We start from the raw sequence: 26,192 nt of genomic DNA on the forward strand, positions 1-26,192 counted from the left end.
GCGCGCCTCCGGCCGGAATCAGGCCGAAGCGGGACCACTTTGGAAGCTGTCGCGTCCACTGTGGACAGATGGGTGCTCTCGAGCGGAAGCGGTAGGCAACCGCCGCGGGCAAGCCCGCTGGTGTGAGGTGACTGTTCTGCCACCACGCACTGGTATACCGTCGCACCGTGCCTACACAGGTCGAAGCGCTGCGGAACTGACGTCGGCCGATGTTCACGGGCCGCCGCGACGAATGTGCCACACTCGACCAGCTCATCGGAGCTCTCCGGGCGGGTGAAAGCCGTGCGCTGCTCGTGCGAGGCGAACCGGGCGTCGGCAAGACCGCGCTACTGGACCAGCTCGCGGAGCGAGCGACGGGTTGCCGCATCACGCGGGCGGCGGGGGTTCAGTCCGAGATGGAGCTGGCGTTCGCCGGGTTGCACCAGTTGTGCCTGCCGATGCTGGGACGGGCGGGTCGGCTGCCGGTACCGCAGCGCGGGGCGCTGCTGACGGCGTTCGGGCTGAGTTCGGGGCCGGCGCCGGACCGGTTCCTGATCGGCCTCGGGGTGCTGGGCTTGCTGTCCGACGCCGCCGAGGAACGGCCGTTGCTGTGCCTGATCGACGACCAGCAGTGGCTCGACCGCGCTTCGAAGGAGGTGCTGGCGTTCGTCGCCCGGCGACTCGACGCGGAGTCGGTCGGCATGGTCTTCGGCGTGCGTGATCCCGGGCAGGAGCTCTGCGGGCTGCCGGAGCTGGTGGTCGGCGGCCTGCCGGACGCGGACGCCCGGGAGCTGCTGGCCTCGGTGTTGCCCGCGCCGCTGGACACGCGGATCCGAGACCAGATCGTGGCGGAGACCCGGGGCAATCCGCTGGCGCTGATCGAGATTCCGCGCGGATCGATGCCGACGGAGCTCGCGGGCGGATTCGGGCTGCCCACTGTGGTGCTGCCCTCCGGCGGCGTCGAAGAACGCCTGCGCCGCCGGATGGGCAAGCTGCCGGCCGAGACCCACCGCCTGCTGCTGCTCGCGGCGGCCGACCCGACCGGCGACCCGGCACTGGTGTGGCGGGCGGCGGCGTGCCTCGGCATCGCACCGGAGGCGGCGGGGCCCGCGGTCGAAGCCGACCTGGCCGAATTCGACGTCCGGGTGCGGTTCCGGCATCCCTTGGTGCGTTCGATCGCGTACCAGTCGGGCTCGCTCCCGCAGCGCAGGGAAGTCCACCGTGCGCTGGTGGCGGCAACCGACCAGGATTTCGACCCGGATCGCCGGGCCTGGCACAGGGCGCAGGCCGCCGCCGGCCCGGACGAGGATGTCGCCGCGGAGCTGGAGCGCTCCGCCGGCCGGGCGCGGACGCGGGGCGGCGCGGCCGCGGCGGCCGCGTTCTTGTGGCGGTCGGTGACGTTGACCGTCGATCCGGTCCGGCGAGCCGGCCGGGCGCTGGCCGCCGCGCAGGCCGAGGCGAAGGCCGGGGCGTTCGACGTCGCTGTGGACCTGCTGGCACTGGCGGAGGCGGGGCCGCTCGACGACCTGCAGCAAGCTCACTGCGAGCTGCTCCGGGCCCAGCTCGCGTTCGCCACCAACCGCGGGCGGGACGCGCCACCGCTGCTTCTGACCGCGGCCCGGCGGCTCGAGACGATCGATGCCGACCTGTCCGGCGAGACCTACCTGCAGGCGCTGTCGGCGGCGATGTTCGCCGGCCGCCTGGCCGAACCCGCCGGGGATTCGAAGGCGGTGGCCGGCGCCGTCAAAACGGCGCCGCGGCGGGTGCGCGCACACAGGGCGCGCGACCTGCTCCTCGACAGCCTGGCCGGGCTGTTCACGCAGGGGTACGAGGCGAGCCTGCCGTCGCTGCGCCGCGCCGTCGCCGCGTTCGGCGCCGGGCTGCCGGCGGAGGAGCAGCTGCCGGCCCTCTGGCTGGTGTGTGTCGCCGCCCTCCAGGTGTGGGACGACGAGCGGTGGGACGCGCTGTCCCGGCGCTACGTCGACCTCGCGCGGGAGACCGGCGCGCTCAGCGAACTCCCGCTCGCCCTCAGCATGCGTGCCCACTTCCTCCTGTTCGCCGGCGAGCTGCCCGCCGCCGCGTCGATGGTCGGCGAAGTCGCGGCCGCGGCGGAGGCGACGGGCTGCCGGCTCGCGCCGTACGGTGCGATGACCCTGGCCGCGCTGCGCGGCAATCCCGCCGAGGCGCTTCCCCTGATCGAAGCCGCCACCACCGACTTGCAGCCACGCGGGGAAGGCATCGGGATCTCCGCGGCCGAGTTGGCGACCGCGCTGCTGTGCAACGGTCTCGGCCACTACGAGGAGGCGAGGACCGCCGCGGGGCCGGCAGCCGCACATTCGCTGGACCTCGGCATCTCGAACTGGGCCACCGTCGAGCTCGTCGAAGCGGCCGAACGCAGCGGTGAGCACGACGTGGCGCTCGACGCGCATCGCCGGCTCGCCGAGGTCGCCGAAGCCGCCGGCACCGACTGGGCGCTGGGAGTGGCGGCCCGCGCGGGTGCGCTGCTGGCGGACGGAGCGGGCGCCGACCGTCTCTACCAAGAGTCGATCACGCGCCTCGGGCGCACGCGGATGCGCACCGAGCTGGCCCGGGCCCACCTCCTCTACGGCGAGTGGCTGCGCCGGGAGCGCCGCCGCTTGGAAGCTCGCCGGCAGCTGCGCATCGCCCACGAGATGCTGGAGACCATGGGGATGGCGGCGTTCGCGGAACGGGCCGGCCGGGAGCTGGCGGCGACCGGCGAGACCGCTCGCAAACGGACCGTCCCGGTCACGAACGTGCTGACCGCCCAGGAGACCCAGATCGCCCGGCTGGCCCGCGACGGGCTGTCGAACCCGGAGATCGGCTCACGCCTCTACATCAGCTCCCGCACGGTCCAGTACCACCTGCGCAAGGTGTTCAGCAAGCTCGGCATCAGCTCGCGCCGGCAGCTCGACCAGGTCCTGCACTAGTGACTGGCCAGTCCGCCTGTGCACCGGCGGATACGAAAGCCTCCGGCCCAGCCCGAGAATGGGCGCCAGCGCAGGACGACAGCTGCGAGGAGAGGCCATGCCGTTCGTCATTGTCGGCAGAGAGAACAGCGCCGACATCAGGGTCCACTACGCCGACCACGGCAGCGGCCAGCCGGTGGTGCTGATCCACGGTTATCCGCTCGACGGGAACTCGTGGGAGCGGCAGGAACGGGCGCTGCTCGCGGCCGGCTACCGCGTCATCACCTACGACCGCCGCGGGTTCGGCAAATCCAGCCACCCCACCACCGGCTACGACTACGACACGTTCGCCGCCGACCTCAACACGCTGCTGGAGCAGCTCGAGCTGACCGGCCTCGTGCTGGGCGGCTTCTCGATGGGCACCGGTGAGGTGACCCGCTACCTGAGCCGGTACGGCTCCGCTCGGGTCGCGAAGGCGGTCATGTTCGGTGCGATCCCGCCGTTCCTGCTCAAGACTTCGGACAACCCCCTGGGCGTGGACGAATCCGTGTTCGACGCCATCAAGGAGATGGTGGCCCGCGACCGCTACACCTGGTTCGAGCAGTTCCTCAACGACTTCTACAACGTCGACGAGCTCGCCCCCGCGCGGATCAGCAAGCTCGCCTGGCAGGCCTCTTTCACCGTGGCCGCCGGCGCTTCCGCTTACGCCAGCTACGCGTGCGTCGACACGTGGCTGACCGACTTCCGCACCGACCTGCCCAAGATCGACGTACCGACCCTGGTGGTGCACGGCACCCAGGACCGGATCCTGCCCTACGAGGCGACCGCGAAACGGCTGCCCGGATTGATCGACGACCTGACGCTCGTCGCCGTCGACGGTGGGCCGCACAACGTCGGCTGGACCCACCCCGACGAGGTCAACAGCGCACTGCTGGACTTCCTCGCCAGCCGCCCCGCAGCCGCTGCGTGACCACTTGCACCGCGCACGGCACCATCCCGGCGGTGGCGGCGGCCTTCCTGACCGAGCGGTGTCCGCCCGTCGTCTGGTGGACGAGCTGCTAACTTCCGCGCCATGGTGGACCGCAGCGACAGCACAGCTCTCCGGACCTTGCTGACCGACGCCGAGAGCGGCGTCCTTCTGTTCGGCATCACGCCGCCCCGCCTGAGCGCCGCTCCCGAGCGGATCCGGGAAATCACCGCGGCCACGTTGGCGCGCTTGGACTTCCTCGATGTGGATGGTCTGGCGCTGTACGACATCGACGATGAAAGTGATCGCAATCCGGCGGAGCGGCCGTTTCCCTACCTGCCGACCATCGATCCCGCCACCTACCACGCGGAGTACCTCGCCGGGTGGAACCGTCCGGCGGTCGTCTACCGGTGCGTCGGCAAGTACACCGAGGCACAGCTGCGGAGCTGGCTGCGGACTGCTGACCCGGACCGCGTGCTCACCGTCTTCGTCGGCGCGTCTTCGAAGGACAAGGCGGTGCGGACCGGCCTGGCCGAAGCGCAGGCTCTGCACCGGGACGTCCGTCCGGATCTGCTGCTCGGCGGCGTCGCCATCACCGAACGCCCCGAAGAGCACCTGCGCCTGATCACCAAACAGCAGGCGGGCTGCGCGTACTTCATTTCACAGGTGATCTACAGCGCTGACGCGGCGAAGAGCATGGCATCCGACTACTACTACACCTGCCGCGAGCGACAACTCGAGCCGAAGCCCGTCCTCTTCACGCTCTCGGTCTGCGGCTCGGTGAAGACGCTGGCGTTCCTCAAGTGGCTCGGCGTCCACGTCCCCCGCTGGCTGGAGAACTCCCTGCGCCATGCCGACGACACGCTGGCCGAGTCGTACGAGCACTGCTTGACGAACGCCCGGGACCTGATCGCCTTCTGCCGCAAGCTCGGCCTGCCGTTCGGCTTCCTGGTGGAGAGCGTGTCCATCCGCAAAGCCGAAATCGAGGCCTCGGTCGCCCTCGCCGGTGAGCTGAGCGGACTGCTCGGCCGGGGCAAACCATCCGCGTGAGGACGGGCATGAACGGCGTGGCCGAGTCCGGTGATCGTGGTTCGGCGGGCCATTCCGCGACGACCGATGGAAAGTGATGACCGCCGGCCGTCACCTTGCATCGTGCATCGGCTTCGGGATCGGTGGCTCAGTCCTCGCACGGTGAGCGTGGCCACGAGCTGCCACGGCTGGTGATCTCCGGACCGAAGCCGGCTGTGGCCGCGATCGTTTCCTCCCCGGAGGGATCAGCCTCGAGTGGCACGGCGTGCCCGCGGTGGCCGAGTTATGTTTGAGGGTCCGACGAGGTCGCCGCGGGGTCTGTCCGATCAGGTCGGCGTGGCGGCGGTGGAGCGCGTGGCGGTGGTGCGGGATGTTGCGGGACCGGCACAGGGAGCGGGTCGAGTTCGACCGCTTGGTCGACGCCGTGCGGACGGGCCGGAGCCGGGTCCTGGTGGTGCGTGGCGAGGCCGGTGTGGGCAAGACGGCTTTGCTGGAGTACGTCGCCGAGATCGCCCGGGAGTGTCAGGTGGTGCGGGCGGCCGGGGACCAGGCCGAGGCGGGGCTGGCCTTCGCCGGCCTGCACCAGGTGTGCGCGCCGCTGCTGGCTGGGCTGGCGCGGTTGCCGGTGCCGCAGCAGGTCGCGCTGGAGACGGTCCTGGGCCTGGGCACCAGCGCGAACCCGCCGGATCGGTTCCTGGTCGGGTTGGCCGTGCTGAGCCTGCTGGCGGAGGCCGCCCGCGAGCGGCCGCTGGTGTGCCTCGTGGACGACACGCAGTGGCTGGATCAGGCGTCGGTGCAGGCGCTGGCGTTCGTGGCGCGGCGGTTGTCGGCCGAGTCGGTGGGCATGGTCTTCGCCCTGCGGGAGCCGGACGAGACCGCAGAGCTGGCGCGGCTACCGGACTTGGTGATCGGTGGTCTGCCCGCCGACGAAGCACGGGCGTTGCTGGGCTCGGCGCTGCGGGGACCGCTGGACCCGCAGGTGCGGGACCGGATCCTGGCCGAGACGCGGGGGAACCCGCTGGCGCTGCTGGAGCTCCCGCGCGGGCTGAGCCCGGCCGAGCTGGCGGGTGGGTTCGGGCTGCCCGGTGCCGAAGGGCTGCCGAGCCGGATCGAGGAGAGTTTTCACCGGCGGTTGGCGCCGTTGCCGGCCGAGACGCGGTTGCTGCTCCTGATCGCGGCCGCCGAGCAGAGCGGCGAGGCGGCGCTGCTGTGGCGCGCGGCCCAGCGGCTCGGCATCGGGGCCACGGCGGCGGCACCGGCCGAGGAGACGGGCCTGGTCAGCTTCGGTCCGCGAGCGCGGTTCCGGCATCCGCTGGTGCGTTCGGCCGTCTACTGGGCCGCCTCCCCGGAGGATCGGCGCCGCGTGCACGCCGCGCTGGCCGCGGTCACTGACGCGGAGCGGGATCGGGATCGGCGGGCGTGGCACCGGGCTCACGCGGCCGAGGGCCCGGACGAGGAGGTCGCGGCCGAGCTGGCCCGCTCGGCCGGACGGGCCCAAGCACGCGGGGGCGTGGCCGCGGCGGCCGCGTTTCTCGAGTGGGCTACGCGCCTGACGCGCGACCCCGTCCAGCGGGCCGAGCGAGCGCTCGGCGCCGCGCAGGCCAAGCACCAGGCGGGCGCACCGGATGCGGCGCTGGAACTGCTGGCCACCGCCGAGGCGGGTCCACCCGACGAATTCCGCCGGGCCCGGTGCGATCTGCTGCGCGCCCAGATCGCGTTGGTCACCAGGCGCGGCCGCGACACTCCGGCGCTGCTGCAACAAGCCGCCACCCGGCTCGCGCCACTGGACGCGCGGCTGGCTCGCGACACCTTCCTCGGGGCACTGGAGGCGGCGGCGTTCGCCGGCCCGCTGGCCAGTGGCGGGGGTATCCGGGAGGTCGCCGAAGCCGCGCGGGGAGCGCCCCCGGCCCCGGAGCCGCCGCGCCCGCTCGACCTGCTGCTGGACGCTCTGACCCGGCAGATCACGGAGGGATACGCGGCCGCCGTGGCGCCCCTGAAGCGCGCGATCGGCGCGTTCCGCAACCCCGGCCTCGCCCCCGAGGACGCCCTTCGCTGGACGTGGTTCGCCCTGGTCACCGCGCGGAATCTGTGGGATGACGAGACCTTCGACCTGCTCACGCGCCGGCACGTCCGGATCGCCCGGGACACCGGCACGCTCGCCCAGCTCCCCCTCGCCCTGCAAACGCGCGTGTGCGCGCAGGTGATCGACGGCGAGCTGGCCGAGGCCGCGCCGTTGCTCGAAGAAAGCGACGCCGTCGCCGCGGCGACCGGAATCGAGCTCCCGCCCTACGGCGGCCTGCTGCTCAACGCCTGGCAAGGCCGGGAGACCGAGTTCCACAACCTCAGCGAACCCGTCGTCGCGGGCGCGGCCGCGCGGGGCGAGGGCATTGCCCTGGCCGCGACGGCGTGGACGAGCGTGGTGCTGTACCTGGGGCTGGCCCGCTTCGGCACCGCGCTCAGCGCGGCCCAGCGGCTCATCGAGTCGGACAACCCGGGCCAGCGGTTCGTTTCCCAGTGGGGCGCTGCCGAGTTGATCGAGGCGGCCGTCCGCACCGGGGCCCGCGACGTCGCCGCCGGGACGTGGACCTGGTTCTCGCCGCTGCTGCGGGCCGCCGGCACCGACTGGGCGCTGGGCATCGAGGCCCGCTCGCGCGCGCTGCTGACCGACGGGCCGGCCGCCGAGGACGCCTACCGCGACGCCATCGACCATCTCGCCCGCACCCGTGTCCGCCCCGACCTGGCCCGGGCGCGCCTGCTCTACGGCGAGTGGCTTCACCACCAACGCCGCCGCCGCGATGCCCGCGACCAGCTGCGCGCCGCGCACGACCTGTTCACCACCATGGGGATGGCCGGCTTCGCCGAACGCGCCGCCCGCGAACTCCACGCCACCGGCGAGACCGTCCGCACCCGCCGCACCCGGACCCGCAGCACCCTCACCGCCCAGGAAGCCCAGATCGCCCGCCTCGTCCAGGACGGCCACACCAACCCCGAAATCGCGGCCCGGCTGTTCCTCAGCCCCCGCACCATCGAAAGCCACCTCACCCGCATCTACGACAAGCTGATGGCACCGCCACGCCCGCCGAAACCGCCGTCTCCTCCGGCGCCACCGCCACCCCCGTCGCCGCCGGCGACGTAACAGTCCGCGACGGCGTTGCCCGCGGGGTGGTCACCGACGGACTGATCGATGCGCCCGGGCGGTCACGAAGAGCGCGCGACGAATCGGGACAGCACTGCTCACCCGCCGGCGCCCGGTCCCCTCGCGGTCCCGGCGCGCGCGGTACTGGTGGAGGCCTCACCTCGGGCAGGATCCGCTCGGTGCCGCACCACTCCCGGAGCACCGGGTTCCCGTGCGCGATCTGTACCTGGTGGGGCCAGTGGCCGATTGCCGGACGCCGGGGACCGGCTGGTGTCAGGGTGCTCGACTCCGCAGGTTCCGCAAAGCCGGCTGGTTCAGGGCGGGCCTCGACGCTCCACCGAGATGGAGGTCGAGCGGTGGAGCGGACCAGCCAGACCTCCCGCGCTGAAGACGGGGCTCATCGACTCGCGGGTGAGATCGCGTTGATCGTCCGGTGAGAGTCTGTTCTGATGGACGTGCGGTGGGTCACAGGTGCTGGGTCCCACGCCGAAGTCGCGGCCACCCGGTCGCGCCCGCGTTGCGGCCGGTCCCCGATCCGCCGACCTCGACAACGTCCCACCGACACCTTGGAGCAACCATGCCGCGTCCCTACGCCAGCGGAGTCGTCGCCGCACCCGTCGACAAGGTCTGGACCCACGTCCGCGCCTTCGGCGACCTACCCGCCTTCCTCACCGCCATCGGACAATGCCAGATCGTCGAAGGCACCGACGGACAAGTCGGCGCCGTCCGCAGGCTCACCCTCGCCACCGGCGGCGACCCCTTCGACGAACGACTACTCGCCCTCGACGACCCCACCCACACCCTCACCTACACCTTCACCGGCGCAAACCCCTTCGGCGTACGCCGCTACACCTCCACACTCCGCCTCAGCCCCATCACCGACACCGGAGACACCTTCGTCGAATGGTGGGCCGAATACGACGCCGACGCCAGCCAAGAAGAACAACTCAACCACACCTTCGCCCACGACGTATACGCCACCGGCATCGACGGCCTCCGACAACTACTCGCCTAGCACGACAAAACCTGATTGATCCGGATAGGCGAAGACCTCCGGTGTGCAGTGGAGCTGCCTGCCGGCATCCGCCCACTCACCGGGGGTCTTCGTGCTCCCACCCGCAACGCCCCCGTTGGCCGGTGCGCGTCTTCTGTTCTGTCCTCTCTGGACAGTCCACGGCAGGGTGTCGGATCCGAAGCGCCATTGTTCCGATTCGGCCGTTTTGCCTGATTGCGGGTAGGTGGCGGACTCACCACGGAAACACGCCCGTAACACCGCCCGGTTAGCTTCCTGCGGCTGGCTGCTGGTGAGACGAGGAGAGTCCGAGCGTGGTGGATACCGGAAGCACGGCGTGGTTGCTCGTCAGCGCGGCGCTGGTGATGCTGATGACGCCGGGGCTCGCGCTGTTCTACGGCGGGATGGTCCGCGCCCGCAGCGTGCTGAACGTGATGGCGATGACCTTCATCTGCCTCGCGACCGTCGGCCTCATCTGGGTGAGCTACGGGTATGCGCTCGCGTTCGGCACCGATTGGTTCGGCGGGCTGCTCGGCGATCTGCGGCTGGCCGGCCTGCACGGGGTCGCGGAGCAGACGGTGGGACCGGCGGGGAACAAGGTGCCGCTGTTCGCCTTCGTCGCCTTCCAGATGATGTTCGCGGTGATCACGGTGGCGCTGCTGGCCGGCGCGATCGCCGAGCGCGCCAGGTTCTGGACCTGGACGGTGTTTTCGGTCGTGTGGGTCACGCTCGTGTACGTGCCGGTGGCGCACTGGGTGTTCGCCCCCGACGGGTGGATCGCGACCAAGCTGCACGTGCTGGACTTCGCGGGCGGCACCGTCGTCGAAGTGAATTCCGGGGCCGCCGCGCTGGCGCTGGCGATCGTGCTCGGCCGCCGGCACGGCTGGCCGAAACAGGCCGCCCGGCCGCACAACCTGCCGTTCGTGATGTTCGGCGCCGGTCTGCTGTGGTTCGGGTGGTTCGGCTTCAACGCCGGCTCCGCGCTGGCGGCGAAGAACCTGGCCGCCACTTCGTTCTTGAACACCACCGTCGCGGGCGCGGCCGCGGTGCTGGGCTGGCTGCTCGTCGAGCAGTTCCGCGACGGGAAACCGACCACCCTCGGCGCCGCGTCCGGCGCGGTGGCCGGGCTGGTGGGGATCACCCCCGGGTGCGCCTACGTCGAACCGATCGGCGCGATCGCGATCGGCGCGGTGGCGGGGGTGGTGTGTTCGTTCGCGGTGGGCCTGAAGTACCGGTTCGGGTTCGACGACGCGCTGGACGTGGTCGCGGTGCACGGCCTCGGCGGGTTGGTCGGGACGCTGCTGATCGGCCTGTTCGCGACCGTCGGAGTGGATCCGCACGGCGTCGACGGCCTGCTCTACGGCGGCGGATTGGACCAGCTGTGGCGCCAGGCGGCCGGGACGTTCGCGGTACTAGGGTATTCGCTGGTGGTGACCTTCCTGATCGGCTGGGTCATGCACAAGTTCATGGGATTCCGGCTCGACCGCGAGGCTGAGATCGACGGTGTCGACGAGGCCGAGCACGCCGAAGGCGCGTACGAGCTGGCAGTCCAATCCGGACGCCGGGGGAACGCGCCCGCCGGCATCCTGGGATCGCACCGGCCGGCGCGCGAGGAGACTCGATGAAGCTGTTGACCGCCGTCGTCAAACCGTTCGTGCTGGACGACGTCCGGGTTGCCCTGCAGGAACTCGGCATCGCGGGGATGACGGTCACCGAGGTCCGCGGCTACGGCCGGCAGAAGGGGCACACCGAGCTCTACCGGGGCGCCGAGTACACGATCGATTTCATCACGAAGTACCGGCTGGAGATCCTCCTTGACGACGACCAGGTCGACGACGTGCTGCGTACGGTGCGGGAGACCGCGCACACCGGCAAGATCGGCGACGGCAAGATCTGGGTGACGCCGGTGGAGACCGTCGTCCGCGTCCGCACCGGCGAACGCGGACCCGACGCGCTGTAGCCCGGCCCGGGTTCAGCGGCGAGGTGCCGCTGTTCGATCCATTGTGGACACTCCGTACCATGCCGGGTACACGATCTCCGGCCGCTGGATCAAGCACGAACAGCGGCGGCCGCGCCGCTCTGGACCGGCTGGCGGCCCACGCCGGCAGCCGGCGACCGGCTCATCGAGCCCGCGCGGTGCGGCACCCTCCGCCCGACCGGGGCGTACACGTCACCTGTACCGGGTGATGTCATGAGCGATCCGCCGCGTCGAGCCTGGCACTGGTGGGTGCGTCAGCGCACCCACCGGCAGCATCGGGCGGCGCACCGATGACGTCCGCCGGCACGACCGTGGAGGGCAAGGTGGCTCGGCTTTCCGGCCCCCGAGAGCCGAAGAGCCACACCGTCGTCACGGAGAGGAAATCCCACACCACGAAGAGCCCGATCGCACCACGTGGCGCGGCTGCCACCAGAGTCGGACGAGCGCCGCCATAAGGAGATCCGCGCACCCGACACCCTCTTGGGGCCACCTGCGGGCACTGATGAACCCATCCGGTCGCACTGCACGAGGACAAGAGGAGGTGGCGGAGGGCGATGTTGTCCGAAGCGGTTCCCGCCGCGCTCGGTGCGGCGATCTACCCGCCCGCCTTGCTGTTCATCGCGTTCCTGCTGGTGAACCCGCACCCCCGGAAACGGGCCCTGATTTTCCTGGCCGGCGCCGCGTTCATCACCCTCGGCTTCGGCTTCCTCTCGGTGTTCCTCCTGCAGAGCAGCGGAGCCGAGAGCACCAAGCACCGCACCGTGCCGGCCTGGATCGACCTCACCATCGGGATCGTGCTGGTGGCCTTCGCCGTGGTGGTCCACTTCCGGCCGCCACGCGGGCCCAAGGCCGCCAAGAAGCGCCGTGAGATCGGCGTGATCGGGTTGCTGGGCATAGGCCTGCTGATGTACACGCCGACGGCGCTGTACCTGGCTTCGCTGCACGCCGTCGCCAAGATGCACAGCAGCCTGGTGGTGACGGTGCTGAGCATCATCCTCGTCGCCGTGATCTACATGCTGCTGATCGAGATACCGATCATCGCCCACGCCATCTGGCCGGAGCCGACGATCCGCTGGGTCACGGTCGTGAACACCTGGCTGGCGAAACACGGCCGCACCATCATCGTCGTCGTGGCGGCCGGGTTCGGCGGTTACCTCATCGCGTCGGGCATCGCGCACCTCGCGTGATCGCCGGCAACGGTCACGGCTTGCCCGGATCAGCATCCACGAGAGCGCCGACGACCTGTTCCCGGTGTTGCGGTGAATCGCGGACGGTGCGGCTCATCTCGACGTGCAGGAACCCCGTGTCGTTCTCGGCGGCGGCCTTTCCCTGGACGTTCGTGGCGCCCTCCAGGCCCGTGCACCGGTCTGCCCAGGCGCGGCACACGGCGAAGCCGGCCGCCGTCAGCCGGTCCGCAGCACGGTGAGCGGCACCGCCGGCGGCGGCGGCGCCCGACGACAGCACGATGTCCGTCGACGCTAGGTTCTGGTCGTCGAAGCCGTGCAGTTGCACCTGGGTCAGCCCGCGGGCTGCCAGCGCAGCGGCGATGACGTGGAACACCGAGTCCTCTTCGTGGGCGACGTCGGCGTGGCTGTCATCGGCCTTCCGGTGCGCCCCCGCGACCAGCAGCACCGCGCCGGGCACGCGCCGGAACAGGTCCACGCCGAACAGCTCCGTCCGCAAGTCGAACCCCGGGTGCGGCACCTCGACGACCAGCGACGGCGGCGCCGAGCGGTCGATCACGTACATCCCCCACGCACGCTCGGTGCCCGGCTCGTTCGTCGCGATCGTGTACGACCGCCCGGTTGCCGCGTCGACGCGGTCCTGAACCGAGAAGCCGAGTTTCCGGAAGTCACCACCGTCCCGGCGGTCGAGCAGCGCGGTGAGGCCCGCGGCGGCCGTCCGCCGTTCACCGGCTTTCGGCGGGCGGTACGCCTGGTCCGCGGACAGTGCTGCGGTGAACTCCGTGACCAGCGTGTCCAGACCGGTCCCCGGCACCGGCCCGGATGTCTGGGGGGCCGGCCCGGCTGCGGGCATCAGCAGGAGGGTCAGCGCCAAAGCCAAGGCAAGGACGACACCGACCACACTGAGTAACGTCCGGCGCGACCTGATCACCGCATGCAGTGTACGGATTCCTTCCACCCGCCAGCATTGCCCCCGTTTGCCGGGACCAGCAGCCTTGTAACGCTACTGTCGGTTTCGTTGATACGTTCATGAAACCCGAATGGGTGGAAATGTTCCGCGAACGGCCGGAAGGCCGGCGATCCTGTCGGATCGAGCGACTGAAAGGGCCTCGGGAGACCAGGTGAACCGGCCGATGAACTCCGCCGACCGTGCTGCGCGACTACGCGATCAGATCCCCGAGGCGGGTTTTCCGCGCGGGGCCGGGGTCGCGTCGGCGACCACCTTCGTGTTGCTGGTGCTGGTCGCCCTCTTCACGGCGGTCTACCTCTCGACGGCCGGGCCGCTGGCGCTGATCCACGCGAACGACGCCGCGGGCGCGGTTTCGGGCGAGGTCGCCGCCGACCAGCAACGGGCGACCACCGCGCTCGCCCAGAGCGCCGCGACTTCGGCCTCCTCGGTTGCGGACGATCTGCAGGTCGCCGCCAGTTCCGGCGTGTTCGACACGGCCGACGACGCCGCGCTGCTCACCCGGCTCGGCGAGACCTATCCGGACTGGCGCGGCACGGCCTTGTACGACCCGGCGAAGAACAAGGTCCTCGCGGCCCACGGCGAGCCGGTACCCGTGGAGACGTTGCGCGGGGTCGCGGTCGTCAAGCTGACCCTTCGCCCGGTCGCCCGTCCCGGTGGCGCCCCGCTCGTGCTCACCGCGTTCCCACTCGGCGGCGCCCGAGCCGGACGGCTCCTCGTCGTTTCGGCGGCGCTGCGCGAAACAGCCGGAGATCTGAACAAAACGGCGCGGCAGCAGGTCCGCCTGGTCACCACCGACGGCACCGTCCTGCACTCCCTCGGTACCGCGGTATCCGAGCAGGACACCGCGGCGCGGGATCTGCTCACCCGCGCCGCGAAGGCGGCCGCCGCGGGCCAGTCCGGTGTGCTCACCGGCGACGCCGGTGGTGAGCCCGCCCGGCCGACGGCCCCGGTCGTCACCTACGCGCCGGTGACCTCGGACGAGATAGGCGGGACCCTCGGCCTGTCCGTGGTGTCCCTCAGCCGGGTGCCGGTCGAGCCGGTGCCCGCCCGCTGGCCCGGCCTGATCCCGGCGGCGGCACTCCTCGGTTTGGCCTTGGCCGGTTTCCTGCTGCTGCGCCGCGCGATCGTCGCACCGGTCCGGCGCCTGCGCACCGACGCGCTCGCCGTTGCGTCGGGCGTGCTCGCCGGGCGCGTCCGGCAGTCGCGGATCCGCGAGGTCAACCGGGTGACCACCGCCGTCGAGCGCTGCCGGGCCAAGCTGCGGCGGCGGAAGCCGGCGGCGCGTGTGCGGCCGTTGCTCTCTGCGCAGTTCGTGATCGTCGCGGTCTCGCTCGCGTTGCTCGGGTGGTCGGGTGCCGTGGCGGCGACGCTCGGCCGGCAGCACGCCGAGGTTTCACCGGCGCTGCTCAGCGAGCACGGGGTTCGCGTCGCGCGTTCGGCTGACACCCTGCGCCGAAGCCTCGCCGAAGGCCTGACCGATCTGCGCTCGCTCGCCCGGCTGGCCGCGGGGAAGCAGCCGGATCAAGTGCGCGGCATGCTCGGTCAGCTGGCCGACAGCGAAAGCCGCTTCCGCAGCGTCTACGTCGCCGACGCGCAGGGCCGCGTGGTGCTCCAGGCCGGGCGCGAGTCGTTGCGCGAGCCCGGGAAACTGCCCGCCGGCGAAGGTCTGCGCCAGCACAACACCAGCGGCCGCGTCCCGGTCGTCTACGCGTTCACCCCGCTGCCCGGCTCGGCGAACACCCTCGTCGGCGAGTACGACGTGCCGCGCATGGCCGAGCTGCTCGGCTCCGCGGGCGGCCGCGTGCGCGTCGTCGACGAAGGGAAGCGCACCATCGCCGACACCCAGGGCTACCTGGCCTTCGCCCCGCTCACCGAGCCAGCTCTGGTCAAGAACGTGGACGCGGCGCAGTCCGGAAAGGACGCCCGCGAGACGACGTCCGCATCACTCGTCGCGGCACAGCAGCTCTCGGCGGGGGGCACCACCGCCTCGTTGAAGTGGGTTGTCGTCGCCGAACAGCCGATCGGTTCGCTCGGTCTCGCGGACAACACCGTCCGCGACGGCGCGCGCGTGGCGGCACTGCTAGTCGCCGTCGTCGCGCTGCTGCTGTTCGGCTGGCACCTGCTGATCGTCGTACGGCCGTTGCGCCGCGTCGGGGACGCCGCAGCCCGCATCGCCGCCGGCGACACCGGCGACGTCGTCTACCCGCAGCGCCACGACGAAATCGGCACCATCGCTTCGTGCGTCGAGATCTGCCGGCAAGCGCTGGCCGAAGGCGCGGATCGCCTGGGTGAGGTCCGCCGTCCGGCCGGCGCGGCGACGGACAAGACCGAACTGTTCCAGCGCGTCCGCCGCGAACCCGGCCCGCGGCGGGGCAAGGCGAGGGCCGCGCAGCCGGAACCGGCTCCGGCTCGCAAGCCGGCCCGGACCGACCACCGCGACCGGGGCGAATCGGGGCCGCCGCGCGACGAACGGCGTCGTGAGCCGACCGGACCGCAGCGGCGGCCGCCGGTGCGGCAGCAGCTCCCGGCAGCTCAGCCGCGCACGCAGAACCCGCCGTCGGCCCGCGCCCTGACCGCGGAGGAGCAGGCCCGCCGGGATTACCTGCGCTGGCTGGACGAAGCCGGAGTCTGACGTGCTGTTCCTGTACCTCGTGCTGCTGCTGGCGTCGGCGACCTTGCTGATCGCGGGAATCAACGAACAACGGCAGCACTACAAGCACCTGCACAGCATCCCGACGCGGGTGCTCGTGAACGGCATCCGCGGGAAGTCGTCGATCACCCGGCTGTGCGCGGGCGCCCTGAGGGGCGGCGGGCTCGTCACCACGGCGAAGACCACCGGCACCGCGGCGCGGTTCATCCACCCGGACGGGAGTGAGGAACCGGTCTACCGCAAGTTCGGCATCGCCAACGTCGTCGAGCAGATCGGCATCGTGCGCCGGGCCGCCGCGTACCGGCCGGACGCGCTGGTCATCGAATGCATGGCGGTGATGCCGGACCTGCAGGAGATCAACCAGAGCAAGCTGATCCGCTCGAACATCGGCGTGCTGTGCAACGTCCGCGAAGACCACCTCGCGGAGATGGGCCCGACGCTCGACGACGTCGCCCGCTCGCTGAGCCGCTCGATGCCGGTCGGCGGGATCTGCCTGACCGCGGAGCGCGACCGGCTCCACATCCTGGAGGAGGAGGCGGCGAAGCGGAACTGCGAACTCATCGCCGTCGACCCGGAGTCGGTCACCGACGAGGAGATGCGCGGCTTCAGCTGGATCACCTTCAAGGAGAACGTCGCGATCGCGCTGGCCGTGGCCGACCTCCTGAAGGTCAACCGCACCTCCGCCCTCGAGGGCATGTGGGCGGCGCCGCCGGATCCGGGTGTGCTGCAGGTGCACCAGTACCGGGCGGGGCGGCGGCTGCTTCGCTTCGCCAACGTGTTCGCCGCGAACGACCCGGAATCCACCATGATGAACATCGACCAGCTGCGCCGTCAGGGCGCGATCTCGGACCCGCTGCACGTGATCATCAACTGCCGCCCGGACCGCGTCGAACGCAACGGCCAGATGGGCGCGCTCGTGCCCCGCATCGCTCCGCGCCGCGTCGTGCTCATCGGTGAGCCCACACGCAGCGCCCGCGTCGCGATCCCCGCCGAGTGGCACGACCGCGTGGTCGACCTGGGCGGTGCACGCACCCCGCGGGACCTGCTGCGCGGCATCGTCAGGGGCACGGAGCCGGAGGCGTCGCTGGTCGCCATCGGCAACATCCACGGCCAGGGGGAATTGCTCCTGGATGAACTCGCGAAACTGGAACCCGTCGCCTGATGCTGACCACCTCCCTCGCCCCCGAGGTCGCCACCGTGGGGCTCGCCATCGGCCTGCTGTTCTCGCTGGTCTGCTACCTCACCACGAACCTCTCCCCCGGTGGCATGATCACGCCCGGCTGGATCGCGCTCACGATGGTGGAGGACTACCGGCGGGCGGCGATCATCGTCCTCATGACCGCGCTGACCTACGGCGGCACGAAACTCCTGCAGCGGATGGTGATCCTCTACGGCAAGCGGCTGTTCGCGGCGGTGGTCCTGCTCGGCGTCGTGTTGCAGACGACGTTGCTCATCGTGCTGCAGGCCGACTTCCCGCTGCTGTTCGTCCACCAGACGCTCGGCTTCGTCGTGCCCGGGCTGGTGGCGTACCAGCTCGTCCGGCAGAAGCCGGTGGCGACGATCATCGCCACCGGTGGAGTGAGCGTCGCCAGCTACGCGATCCTGATCAGCGGTGTGCTGGTCGGCCTGGTCCCCACGGTGTGAGGTGCTGATGCGCAAGGCAATGCGAATCGGGGTGCTGGCCGCGATCATCGCGGTTTCCGGCACGGCCGCGGTCTACGTGGCGACCCGGGACGACAACCAGATCATGGCGGTGTCGGCGTCCTCCGTCTCGGCCGGTGCCGCGCTGACCGGCGGCTACACCTACGAGCGGCTGGACAATCCACCCCGGACGGTCGTGCGCGACTCGGCGGGGGTCCAGCTCGCGTCCTTCACCGACGGGTCGCGCACGGTGATGCTCACCGGTCCGAGCCGGACCTTCACCGAGCCGCGGTTCACGAAGGTGTCGGTGACCTCCACCGCCTGGATCCGCCTGGCTCCGCAGGAGTGGCAGGCGGGCGCGGAAAAGCAGAAGTGGTTCACCGACTGGCTGCCCAAGACCGTCGGCGACACCTCTCCGGACGTCCTCGCCATCGCACTGCAGTACACCGACGGCGCCGCCGACCGGATGGCCAAGAGCCTGCGGGTGGGCGGCGACGCCAGCTTCGGCCCCGACAGCGCCGAAGGCCGGCTGGAGAAGTCCGACTTCTACGACTACCTCGGCGTCGACTGGGACTTTCCCGGTGGCGTGCACGAGAATGCGGAGCCGATGCGGGCGCGGTCGCTGGACTGCTCCGGGTTTGTCCGCATGGTCTACGGCTACCGCTCCGGGTACCCCCTGCTCGGCACGAACACCGAGGGCCCGGGCCTGCCCCGGCGGGCGTGGGCGCTCTCCGAACTCGGCCCGGGCACGGAGGTGATCCACGACGAGAAGAAGCAGGTCACGAACTTCAGCGAGCTGCAGCCCGGCGACATCCTGTTCTTCAACCTGGAGCCGCAGCTCGGGCCGAAGGTGTCGCACACGGGCATCTACCTGGGCATCGACAGCGACGGGCACCGCCGCGTCCTGTCCAGCCGCAAGGTCGCGAACGGCCCGACCTTCGGCGACGCCGGCGGCGTGTCCCTGATCGACGGTTCAGGGACGTACGCCAAGGCATTCCGCGCCGCCAAGCGGCTCTGATCCCGTTCGGACGGTTACCCGGGGATCACGCCGGCACCGTAAGCTCGCGCGTTTCGGGAATCCCCACACCGACCGGACTACAACGCGCTACCGCTGATCGTTCCGGCTCGTTGCGAAGAGACGGTCGAAGCTGAGGCGAAGGCGTGGACGGGCGAGAGGGCCGGCAGCGGGACGGCAGCCGCGGCGGCGAAGACGGAGGCACTCAGCGGCGCTTCCCAGCCCAGGAACAGGGCCATCGACACCGCGAACACCAGCAGCAGCGCCGCGCCGGCCCGCGCGGACCAGCGCACGGCAACGCCGGCCGGCAACGTCAGGCCCAGCAACGATTCCGCGGCGGTCGCCACCCACACGGCGGCGTCGAGGAGCCCGCCGGGCAGGTGGGGCGCGAGGTTGTGTGTGTAAGCGGCGAAGTCGCCCCACACGACGGACGCGGTGTGCGCGGTCCCCACCAGCCGAACCGATCGGCGACGGCGGAGCGAAACCCGGCGGCCAGCGCGAGGCGGGCGAGCACCGTCGCGATCGGGCACCCACGCTCACGCTGGCTCACGGAATTCCGGCAGAAGACCGTCAGAAGCCCCCCGTATCCTGGTCGCTCACCGCCCCTCACTCCACCTCGCTCCAGCCGCGGACCACGCACGACGGGGAGCGGCACGATCGACCCGGCATCCGCTGCCGAAGGGCCGGTGACGGCGTTCCCCGGCGATGGACGCGGCGTGGTCCGCCGTCGCTAAGGTGGGCTTTCCCGACGCGCACAGTGAGGAGATGCCGAGATGTCGCAAATGCTGCTGCCGCTCGACGAATCGTGGTCGACCGCCCTGGCGTTCGCCGCGCACCCGGACGATCTCGAATACGGCACGGCATCAGCCGTCGCGCGCTGGACCTCCCAGGGCAAGCGCGTCGTCTACTGCCTCGCGACGAGCGGCGAAGCGGGCATCGACACCATGGAGCCCGACGTCGCCGGGCCGGTTCGCGAGGCCGAAGAGCGCGCGGGCGCGGCTGTCGTCGGCGTCGGCACCGTGGAGTTCCTCGGTCATCCCGACGGTGTCCTGGAATACGGGCTCGGGCTTCGGCGCGACATCGCCCGCGCCATCCGCAGGCATCGGCCCGACGTGATTGTGACCGGTAACTACCACAATCGCTGGGCTTCCGGCGCCCCGAACCACGCGGATCACCTCGCGCTGGGCCGGGCCGTGCTGGACGGCGTCCGGGACGCGGGCAATCGCTGGGTGTTCCGCGAGTTGGTGGGTGAAGGCCTGCAACCGTGGCAGGCACGCCAGATCATCGTGACCAACAGCCCCGAAGCAACCCACGGCATCGACACGACGGACTTCCTCGAGCAGGGTGTCGCTTCCCTGAGCGCTCACACCGAATACCTGCGCGGACTCGGCTCGGGCGAGATGGCCGATCCGAGGAATTTCCTCGAGTCCGCGGGGAGCGAAGCGGGCCTGCGGCTCGGCGTGCGCTTCGCCGTCGCCGCCGAGGTCCTCGAGCTCTGACGGGGGAGGTCGTCGAGCGCGTCGTCGAGCGGCTGACGGCCCGCTTCGGCCCGCGTCGCCACCTGCGGTGCGCGAGCTCGGCAGGTTGACCACCCTCGAGTTCGACCCCATCATGAGCGGGGCCGGCGATCAGGCAGCGGAGGGAGCAGTCCCGCTGATCGTTCAGCAGACACAGGGAGGTGTCGTGGCAAAGGCGAGAGCTCGCAGCGGCAACGTTCCCTTCACCGCCACCAGCTTCATCGGCCGGCGTCAGGAACGCAAGGAGATCCGCGACCGCTTGGCGGGCGGACGGCTGGTGAGCTTGATCGGGCCAGGCGGAGTCGGCAAGACCCGATTGGCGTTGCAAGTCGCCGACGACGTGAACCACCTCTTCGAAAACGGCGTGTACTTCGTCGAATTGGCCGCCGTCTCGGACGGAGGCGAGGTACCGGCCGCAGTCATCCACGCGCTGGGCATCGCCGACCAGTCGAATCGTGACGCCACCGCGAAGCTCATCGACTACCTCCGCGATCGCGAGCTCCTGCTCATCCTCGACAACTGCGAACACGTACTCGGCGGGGCCGCGGCGCTGGTCGACGAAATTCTGCGACACGCGCCCTCGATCCGAATCTTCGTAACCACCCGCACGTGCCTGGCGGTGACAGAAGAATTCCGCTATCCCGTACCTCCGCTCACCGTGCCCGATGACGCGGAGCCGGTCAGCGTCGAATCCTTGCCCCAGTTCGAGTCGATCCGGCTGCTCCAAGAACGCGCAGAGGCTGCCTCCCCCGGTTTCGTCCTCACCGAACGCAATGCTGCTGCGGCGGCGCGGTTGTGCATTCAGCTGGAGGGAATTCCGCTCGCGATCGAACTGGCGGTCGCCCGGATGCGCATTCTTTCGCTCGACCAGATCCTGGAACGGTTGACCGACCGATTCGGGCTGCTCACCATGGGAAGCCGGTCGGCCGCACCGCGCCAGCAGACCCTCCGATCGCTCGTGGACTGGAGTTTCGAACTCTGCACGAAACCGGAACGCGATCTGTGGGCCCGCCTGTCCGTGTTCGCGGGGAGTTTCGACCTGAAGTCGGCCGAAGGCGTGTGCGGCGACGGATCCGCCGAGGACAGCGACCAGCCCCCGACGCCCACGCTTGATCTCTTGAGCTCCCTCGTGGACCAGTCAGTCCTCGACGTCGAAGGCCAAGAATCGTCGACGCGCTTCCGGATGCTGGAAACCATCCGGGCGTACGGCGCAGAGGTGCTCGCCCTGACGGGGCACTCGGAGTGCTTCCGCGGCCGCCACCGCCGGTACTTCCTCGACGTGGTCAATGAGCTGGCCCGTACCTGGTGTGGACCCGGCCAAGCCTCCGCGGCCCAGTGGATGCGCGTCGAGCGCGAAAATCTCCGAGCCGCGTTCGAAACCGCCGCCCCCGGCGACAATGACCAGCTCGAGCTGATCGCCGGCCTGCGATACCGCTGGTACGCGGACGGATACCTGGCCGAGGGTCGCGCCTGGGCGGACGAAGCGCTCGAGGCACCCGGCGGTGACCGAGCGCCCACGCCGGCCCGGGTGAAAGCGCTGTGGGTCGCGGCCAGGGTGTGCCTGCTCCAAGGCGACCACGAGGTGGCAGCACGGCGTCTAGACGAGTGTGAAGCAGCGGCACAGCGGCTTGACCTCGCTGAGGCGGCGGCCCACTGCCTCGGCCTGCGGGGACTCGCCGCCCAGCTTCGCGGCGACCTGACCGAGGCCGAGCGGCACTTCGAGGCCGCACTGCGAGAGCTGGCCGACGTCGGCGAAACGGCCGAATGGCTGATGGCGTCCTTCGAATACGCCGTCGTGCTTTCCCTGGGCGGCCGCAGCGAAGACGCCTTGGCCGTCAGCGCATCGGCGCTGGCCGTGTGCCACCACCGCGACGAACGGTGGGCGCGCTCTTACCTGAAGTGGAGCCGAGGCCTGGACCACTGGCTGCGAGGCGACTTCGCCGCGGCGCAGGCGACCGCGCTCGACGCGCTTCGCGATCACTGCGCCTTCGATCCGTCGCTGGGCACCGCTCTGATGACCGAGCTCCTCGCCTGGATAGCGGGATCGACCGGTGAGTTCGAGCGCGCGGCACAGTTGATCGGGGCATCTCGAAGCCTGTGGCAACGCACGGGTACGGAACTGGTCGCGTTCGGACCGAAACTCACCGGCTACCACTCCGCCTGTCTCGGCCGGCTTGAGCGGGCCATGACGCCCCGCGCGCTGTCGACAGCCTTGCAGGCGGGAGCGAAGCGATCCCCGGCGGAAATCATCGCCTACGCCTTGGCGCAACGATGCGCCGATGCGATTCCCGAGAACCAGCCACCGGTACTCACCAGTCGGCAGCAAGAGATCGCGGCCCTGATCTCAAAGGGGCTGACCAGCCGCCAGATCGGAGCGGCTCTGGTGATCTCCGTGCGAACGGTGGAGAGCCACATCGACAACATCATGACGCGCCTGGGGTTCGGCTCGCGCAGCCAGATCGCTTCGTGGTACGCCGGGCAGTCCCTCTGACCGGACGACGAAATCGCGGCACGAAACGGACCGGATTCGACCCCTTGACAACCGCCGTCCGGTGGATTCGGTGCAGTCGTCCGCACCCGGTGGTCGGGTAGCTCCTCGCGCTTGAAGCCGCAGCCACCCATCTACCACCTTATCGTTGCATTATCAGACGTAGCAGTTCAGAGCCGGTCTGTCGCGGGCACCGCGGTCGGCACCCGGTACGGACCTCCGCAGCTTCCGTATCCCCTCCCGTGATCTCCCCCATGTGCGTGGTCCCACCGTGGCGAAGATTACGGGGACCGCCAGGCGGCGACACACGAGTCCAACGAATTGCCGACGTGGGCTGGCGCAGCAGAGTCCGCGTCGGGGCATCCGGCGAAATCCGAAGGAGTCCCCATGGCATCGCATCTCGCGGCCGGACACTCCGTTCACCGGCCTCGCTGGGCGGACACCGAAAACCAGGCAGGCGAGGGCCTCGCGGTGGAAGTCAAGGCGAAGACGGCGATCACCGGCACGATCACGCAGCTGACTCTCGTCCGCGCCGACGGCCGAGAGCTTCCCGAGTGGACGCCGGGTGCGCACATCGACCTCGTCCTCGGACCGGACCTCGTCCGGCAGTACTCCCTGTGCGGCAAACCCGGTGACCTCCGTTCGTGGCAAGTGAGCGTCCTGTACCAACCCGACGGCCGGGGTGGCTCCGCACGTGTCCACCACGAACTGCGCGAAGGCGAATGCATCGCGATCCGAGGGCCACGCAACAACTTTCCCCTCGTCGAAGCACCGCGATACCTGTTCATCGCCGGAGGAATCGGCATCACCCCGCTCCTGCCGATGATCGAGTCCGTCGATCGAGCAGGAGCCGAATGGTCCTTGGTGTACGGAGGCCGCAGCCGGCACAACATGGCGTTTGCCGATGACCTGAAACAGACGCACCACGACGGCGTGACCTTGGTTCCGGAGGACACCCACGGCCGCCTCGATCTCGCTCGCATCCTCGGCGGTGTCACGCCCGGTACCGAGGTCTACGTCTGCGGCCCGGAAGGCCTGCTGTGCGCGGTGGAGGCGATCGCCGCCGAGCGTGACCTCGTGGACCGGATTCACCTGGAGCGGTTCACTCCCAAAACCCCCGCGGACGTACCCGCCCTCGACAACTTCGAAGTCGAATTCGTGCGAAGCGGTATCACCGTCTCGGTCGGACCGGATGAGTCGATTCTCGGCGCCGCGCGGGCGGCCGGCATACCCGCACCGTTCTCGTGCTCGGAGGGCACGTGCGGAACCTGTGAAACGAACATCGTGTCGGGCCTGGTCGACCACCGCGATTCAGTTCTCAGTCCCGCGGAGCAGCGGGAGAACAGCACGTTGATGATCTGCATCAGCAGAGCCGCGTGTCCCCAGCTCCGGCTCGACCTCTGATGGCCCACCGAAGAAAGGACAGCCGCCCATGGACAGCGCCGTCACCAGCAGCAATGAACCACCGACGGGGTGCCCGGTCGCCCATACCGCCGCCGGATTCTCGTTCTTCGGCCGTGAATACCAGGAGAACCCGGGAGCCTCGCTGGCGTGGGCGCGCGAGAGTCAACCGGTGTTCTACAACGCCGACTCGGACTACTGGGTCGTGACGCGGCACGAAGACGTGAAATCGGTCTTCAGCCAGTTCAACCGGTTTTCGGCGGCCATCACCCTGACGCCCGTCACGCCGCCCTCCGAGGAGGCACAGGCACAGCTCGAGAAGTACGACTTCGCGCCCTGCCCCGTCCTCGCGGATTCCGACCCGCCCCAGCACCGGCAGTACCGCCGGCTGAACGCTCCGGCCTTCATGCCCGACCGGATCGACCCGCTCGCACCCTACATCCGGAAGACGACGAACGATTACATCGACCGCATCATCGAACGGGGCCACGCCGATCTCGTCGCCGACATGCTGTGGGACATCCCGTGTCTCGTCGCGTTGCAGTTCTTGGGGATTCCCGAAGAAGACGTCGACACCGTGCGCAAGCTGGCCACGTCCATGACCGAATTCGTCTGGGGACGACCGGCCGCCGAGGAGCAGGTGCGTGCCGCCGACGGCTTGGGCCAGTTCTGGGCGATGGGCGAGCGCGTCATCGGGAAACTCAAGGGACTCGACGATCCGCCCGGGTGGCTGGGCCACGCGATCAAGATGCAGCGCGAGCACCCGGACGTCATCTCCGACACCTGGCTGCAGACGAACGTCATGGGCGGCGCGATGGCGGCCCACGAAACCACGACGAACGCCACCGCGAACGCGATCGTGACCCTGCTGAGGAACCGCGACCAGTGGGATCGCCTCTGTGCCCAGCCGTCCCTGATCCCCGCGGCGGTCGAGGAGTGCCTGCGCCTCAACCCCTCGGTTGCTGCCTGGCGCCGGGTCGCGAAGGAAGACGTGCAGGTCGGCGACGTGACCATTCCCGCGGGCGGCAAGATCCTCATGGTGATCGCGTCGGCGAACCAGGACGACGCGGTGTTCGACGATCCCGAGCGATTCGACCTCGACCGGGACGCCAAGGCGCACATCGCTTTCGGTGCGGGCACGCACATGTGCCTGGGCAACCACCTCGCCCGCCTCGAAATGATCATCTACCTGGAGGAACTGACGCGACGCCTGCCGCACCTGACTCTTGACCAGCAGGAGTTCCACTACGTTCCGAACACCTCGTTCCGAGGTCCGGCGTCACTGCACGTCAGCTGGGACGTCGAAAAGAACCCCGTCCTCGCCTGAACGGCGTGGCGCGCCCAGCGCTCGCCGGCTCTCCCGAACGCCGCGAACGGAGAAGACACGCATGACCACCGACTCCCTCGACTTCTCGGACACCAGGGCCTGGCCGTCCCTGGACCGGCTCGCGCCGGGGTTCGACGGTTACAAGGCCGCCACGTCGAGCAGTGTGGCCGGCCGCGAGATCGTGTTCACGAACTCGCAGGGCAGCTGGGTGTCGCATCGTTTCGGCACCACCACCGTCGAATGGAGCTACGAGCCGGGAGCCGACGACCCGCACCCCGTGGTCTCCGGACGGGACGACTACGAAGCCTTCGACGTCGCGGAAGGGTTGGTGTACACACAGTTCCACCACCGTGAGGACGTGCCCGACACCGCGGTCAGCCTCGTCCTCGACTTCGACCGCGGACGCAGTCTCGCCGTCGTGAGCACGATCGGAGCTGCGAGCGAAGACCGGACCAGGGTGCGCCACACCTTCCTGCCCGGCCACATCGAGGGACTGGAGCCGCGCGAACCGGAGCCGGCACCCACGACCGCCCTTGTGGGTCGGCGAGTGCGGTGGGCCTACAGCGCCGAACACAGCTACGAGCACGTCTACGTTGGACCGCATTCGTACAACTGGCGCTGCCTGGCGGGGCCCGCGGCCGGCCTGGCCGGCACCGAGGAGTGTACGACCTACCGGATACGCCCGGGGATCTACGTCTTCACCTCCCGGGAAAAGGTGATCCCCTGCGCATCGGTCACCATCGCCGATCTCCGCGACACCGCGTCCCCGCGATCGTACGGGGCCGTCTTCGGGCTGGACGAGACCGGTGAATCGCCGACCCACTTCACCTTCGGCGCGGTGGGCGAACTCCTCGGTCACCCGGTGCAGGAACACGATCCCTCCTGACCGGCCGGTACACCACACCCACTGACCGACACCGACAACCGCCGCGGACGCACCTCGCGCTCGCGCGATCCACAACCTCCTGAAA

At 70.2% G+C, this 26,192-nt stretch carries 19 protein-coding genes; 17 read left to right on the forward strand and 2 right to left on the reverse strand.

All coding sequences use genetic code 11. The features are described 5' to 3' along the window. The first annotated feature begins 209 nt into the window (after positions 1 to 209). The 8 genes from I6J71_RS23690 (at position 210) to I6J71_RS23725 (ending at position 12,215) form a co-directional block, all read left to right on the forward strand. Entirely contained in the window at positions 210 to 2,927 is a 2,718-nt protein-coding gene (locus I6J71_RS23690; RefSeq protein ID WP_204096700.1) for a LuxR family transcriptional regulator, read from the forward strand. A 97-nt stretch (positions 2,928 to 3,024) separates the two neighbouring features. Next, positions 3,025 to 3,876 carry an alpha/beta fold hydrolase gene (locus I6J71_RS23695; protein WP_204096701.1) on the forward strand — a complete coding sequence of 284 codons (852 nt, stop codon included), beginning with the start codon at positions 3,025 to 3,027 and terminating at the stop codon, positions 3,874 to 3,876. Positions 3,877 to 3,978: 102 nt separating this feature from the next. After that, entirely contained in the window at positions 3,979 to 4,923 is a 945-nt protein-coding gene (locus I6J71_RS23700) for a methylenetetrahydrofolate reductase (protein ID WP_204096702.1), read from the forward strand. Between the two features lie 349 nt (positions 4,924 to 5,272). Then, positions 5,273 to 8,038, forward strand: a complete 2,766-nt coding sequence (locus tag I6J71_RS23705; RefSeq protein WP_204096703.1) for a LuxR family transcriptional regulator — start codon at positions 5,273 to 5,275, stop codon at positions 8,036 to 8,038. A gap of 577 nt (positions 8,039 to 8,615) precedes the next feature. After that, positions 8,616 to 9,053: an SRPBCC family protein gene (locus tag I6J71_RS23710; RefSeq protein WP_204096704.1), complete on the forward strand. Its 438-nt coding sequence runs from the start codon at positions 8,616 to 8,618 to the stop codon at positions 9,051 to 9,053. A gap of 311 nt (positions 9,054 to 9,364) precedes the next feature. Continuing rightward, complete coding sequence (locus I6J71_RS23715) at positions 9,365 to 10,675, forward strand: ammonium transporter (protein WP_204096705.1); 1,311 nt, start codon at positions 9,365 to 9,367, stop codon at positions 10,673 to 10,675. Further along, entirely contained in the window at positions 10,672 to 11,010 is a 339-nt protein-coding gene (locus I6J71_RS23720; RefSeq protein ID WP_204096706.1) for a P-II family nitrogen regulator, read from the forward strand. The genes I6J71_RS23715 and I6J71_RS23720 overlap by 4 nt, the downstream gene beginning before the upstream one ends. A 572-nt stretch (positions 11,011 to 11,582) precedes the next feature. Beyond that, a complete protein-coding gene (locus I6J71_RS23725) occupies positions 11,583 to 12,215 on the forward strand; it encodes a GAP family protein (protein ID WP_204096707.1) in 633 nt (210 codons plus the stop codon). Positions 12,216 to 12,228: 13 nt separating this feature from the next. Here I6J71_RS23725 and I6J71_RS23730 read toward each other — a convergent pair whose 3' ends face one another. Further along, positions 12,229 to 13,143, reverse strand: coding sequence for a hypothetical protein (locus I6J71_RS23730; protein WP_239155235.1), 915 nt, complete (start codon positions 13,141 to 13,143; stop codon positions 12,229 to 12,231). Positions 13,144 to 13,345: 202 nt separating this feature from the next. Between I6J71_RS23730 and I6J71_RS23735 the strand changes: the two genes are divergently transcribed. The 4 genes from I6J71_RS23735 to I6J71_RS23750 are packed head-to-tail and all read left to right on the forward strand — an operon-like array spanning position 13,346 to position 18,491. Further along, positions 13,346 to 15,814: a HAMP domain-containing protein gene (locus I6J71_RS23735; RefSeq protein WP_204096708.1), complete on the forward strand. Its 2,469-nt coding sequence runs from the start codon at positions 13,346 to 13,348 to the stop codon at positions 15,812 to 15,814. 1 nt (position 15,815) lies between these two features. Further along, positions 15,816 to 16,994 (forward strand): poly-gamma-glutamate synthase PgsB, encoded by a 1,179-nt coding sequence (gene pgsB, locus I6J71_RS23740; protein WP_204096709.1) that lies wholly within the window; start codon positions 15,816 to 15,818, stop codon positions 16,992 to 16,994. Continuing rightward, the gene (locus I6J71_RS23745; RefSeq protein ID WP_204096710.1) at positions 16,994 to 17,476 is read left to right on the forward strand and encodes a poly-gamma-glutamate biosynthesis protein PgsC/CapC; all 483 of its coding nucleotides are present in this window, start codon (positions 16,994 to 16,996) and stop codon (positions 17,474 to 17,476) included. The genes pgsB and I6J71_RS23745 overlap by 1 nt, the downstream gene beginning before the upstream one ends. Positions 17,477 to 17,483: 7 nt before the next feature. After that, the gene (locus I6J71_RS23750; protein WP_204096711.1) at positions 17,484 to 18,491 is read left to right on the forward strand and encodes an NlpC/P60 family protein; all 1,008 of its coding nucleotides are present in this window, start codon (positions 17,484 to 17,486) and stop codon (positions 18,489 to 18,491) included. Between the two features lie 77 nt (positions 18,492 to 18,568). Here the strand turns inward: I6J71_RS23750 and I6J71_RS23755 are convergent, their stop codons facing one another. After that, entirely contained in the window at positions 18,569 to 18,940 is a 372-nt protein-coding gene (locus tag I6J71_RS23755; protein ID WP_204096712.1) for a hypothetical protein, read from the reverse strand. Between the two features lie 330 nt (positions 18,941 to 19,270). Between I6J71_RS23755 and I6J71_RS23760 the strand changes: the two genes are divergently transcribed. The 5 genes from I6J71_RS23760 to I6J71_RS23780 all read left to right on the forward strand — a co-directional run bounded on the left by I6J71_RS23760 (position 19,271) and on the right by I6J71_RS23780 (position 26,107). Further along, on the forward strand, positions 19,271 to 19,987 hold the full coding sequence (locus I6J71_RS23760) for a PIG-L deacetylase family protein (RefSeq protein WP_239155236.1): 717 nt from the start codon (positions 19,271 to 19,273) through the stop codon (positions 19,985 to 19,987). Positions 19,988 to 20,072: 85 nt separating this feature from the next. Continuing rightward, positions 20,073 to 22,496, forward strand: coding sequence for a LuxR C-terminal-related transcriptional regulator (locus I6J71_RS23765; protein ID WP_204096714.1), 2,424 nt, complete (start codon positions 20,073 to 20,075; stop codon positions 22,494 to 22,496). Positions 22,497 to 22,880: 384 nt separating this feature from the next. Further along, positions 22,881 to 23,897, forward strand: coding sequence for a PDR/VanB family oxidoreductase (locus I6J71_RS23770; protein ID WP_204096715.1), 1,017 nt, complete (start codon positions 22,881 to 22,883; stop codon positions 23,895 to 23,897). 28 nt (positions 23,898 to 23,925) lie between these two features. Next, a complete protein-coding gene (locus I6J71_RS23775; protein WP_204096716.1) occupies positions 23,926 to 25,221 on the forward strand; it encodes a cytochrome P450 in 1,296 nt (431 codons plus the stop codon). A gap of 61 nt (positions 25,222 to 25,282) precedes the next feature. Beyond that, complete coding sequence (locus tag I6J71_RS23780; protein WP_204096717.1) at positions 25,283 to 26,107, forward strand: MoaF C-terminal domain-containing protein; 825 nt, start codon at positions 25,283 to 25,285, stop codon at positions 26,105 to 26,107. The last annotated feature ends 85 nt before the right edge of the window (positions 26,108 to 26,192 follow it).

The organism is Amycolatopsis sp. FDAARGOS 1241 (assembly GCF_016889705.1).
GTDB lineage: Bacteria > Actinomycetota > Actinomycetes > Mycobacteriales > Pseudonocardiaceae > Amycolatopsis.

Excerpts from the sequence above, each read along its gene's own strand:
- I6J71_RS23690 (WP_204096700.1), top strand. The coding sequence starts at position 210 with ATGTTCACGGGCCGCCGCGACGAATGTGCCACACTCGACCAGCTCATC.
- I6J71_RS23695 (WP_204096701.1), top strand. The coding sequence starts at position 3,025 with ATGCCGTTCGTCATTGTCGGCAGAGAGAACAGCGCCGACATCAGGGTC.
- I6J71_RS23700 (WP_204096702.1), top strand. The coding sequence starts at position 3,979 with ATGGTGGACCGCAGCGACAGCACAGCTCTCCGGACCTTGCTGACCGAC.
- I6J71_RS23705 (WP_204096703.1), top strand. The coding sequence starts at position 5,273 with ATGTTGCGGGACCGGCACAGGGAGCGGGTCGAGTTCGACCGCTTGGTC.
- I6J71_RS23710 (WP_204096704.1), top strand. The coding sequence starts at position 8,616 with ATGCCGCGTCCCTACGCCAGCGGAGTCGTCGCCGCACCCGTCGACAAG.
- I6J71_RS23720 (WP_204096706.1), top strand. The coding sequence starts at position 10,672 with ATGAAGCTGTTGACCGCCGTCGTCAAACCGTTCGTGCTGGACGACGTC.
- I6J71_RS23725 (WP_204096707.1), top strand. The coding sequence starts at position 11,583 with ATGTTGTCCGAAGCGGTTCCCGCCGCGCTCGGTGCGGCGATCTACCCG.
- I6J71_RS23735 (WP_204096708.1), top strand. The coding sequence starts at position 13,346 with ATGAACTCCGCCGACCGTGCTGCGCGACTACGCGATCAGATCCCCGAG.
- I6J71_RS23745 (WP_204096710.1), top strand. The coding sequence starts at position 16,994 with ATGCTGACCACCTCCCTCGCCCCCGAGGTCGCCACCGTGGGGCTCGCC.
- I6J71_RS23750 (WP_204096711.1), top strand. The coding sequence starts at position 17,484 with ATGCGCAAGGCAATGCGAATCGGGGTGCTGGCCGCGATCATCGCGGTT.
- I6J71_RS23760 (WP_239155236.1), top strand. The coding sequence starts at position 19,271 with ATGCTGCTGCCGCTCGACGAATCGTGGTCGACCGCCCTGGCGTTCGCC.
- I6J71_RS23770 (WP_204096715.1), top strand. The coding sequence starts at position 22,881 with ATGGCATCGCATCTCGCGGCCGGACACTCCGTTCACCGGCCTCGCTGG.
- I6J71_RS23775 (WP_204096716.1), top strand. The coding sequence starts at position 23,926 with ATGGACAGCGCCGTCACCAGCAGCAATGAACCACCGACGGGGTGCCCG.
- I6J71_RS23780 (WP_204096717.1), top strand. The coding sequence starts at position 25,283 with ATGACCACCGACTCCCTCGACTTCTCGGACACCAGGGCCTGGCCGTCC.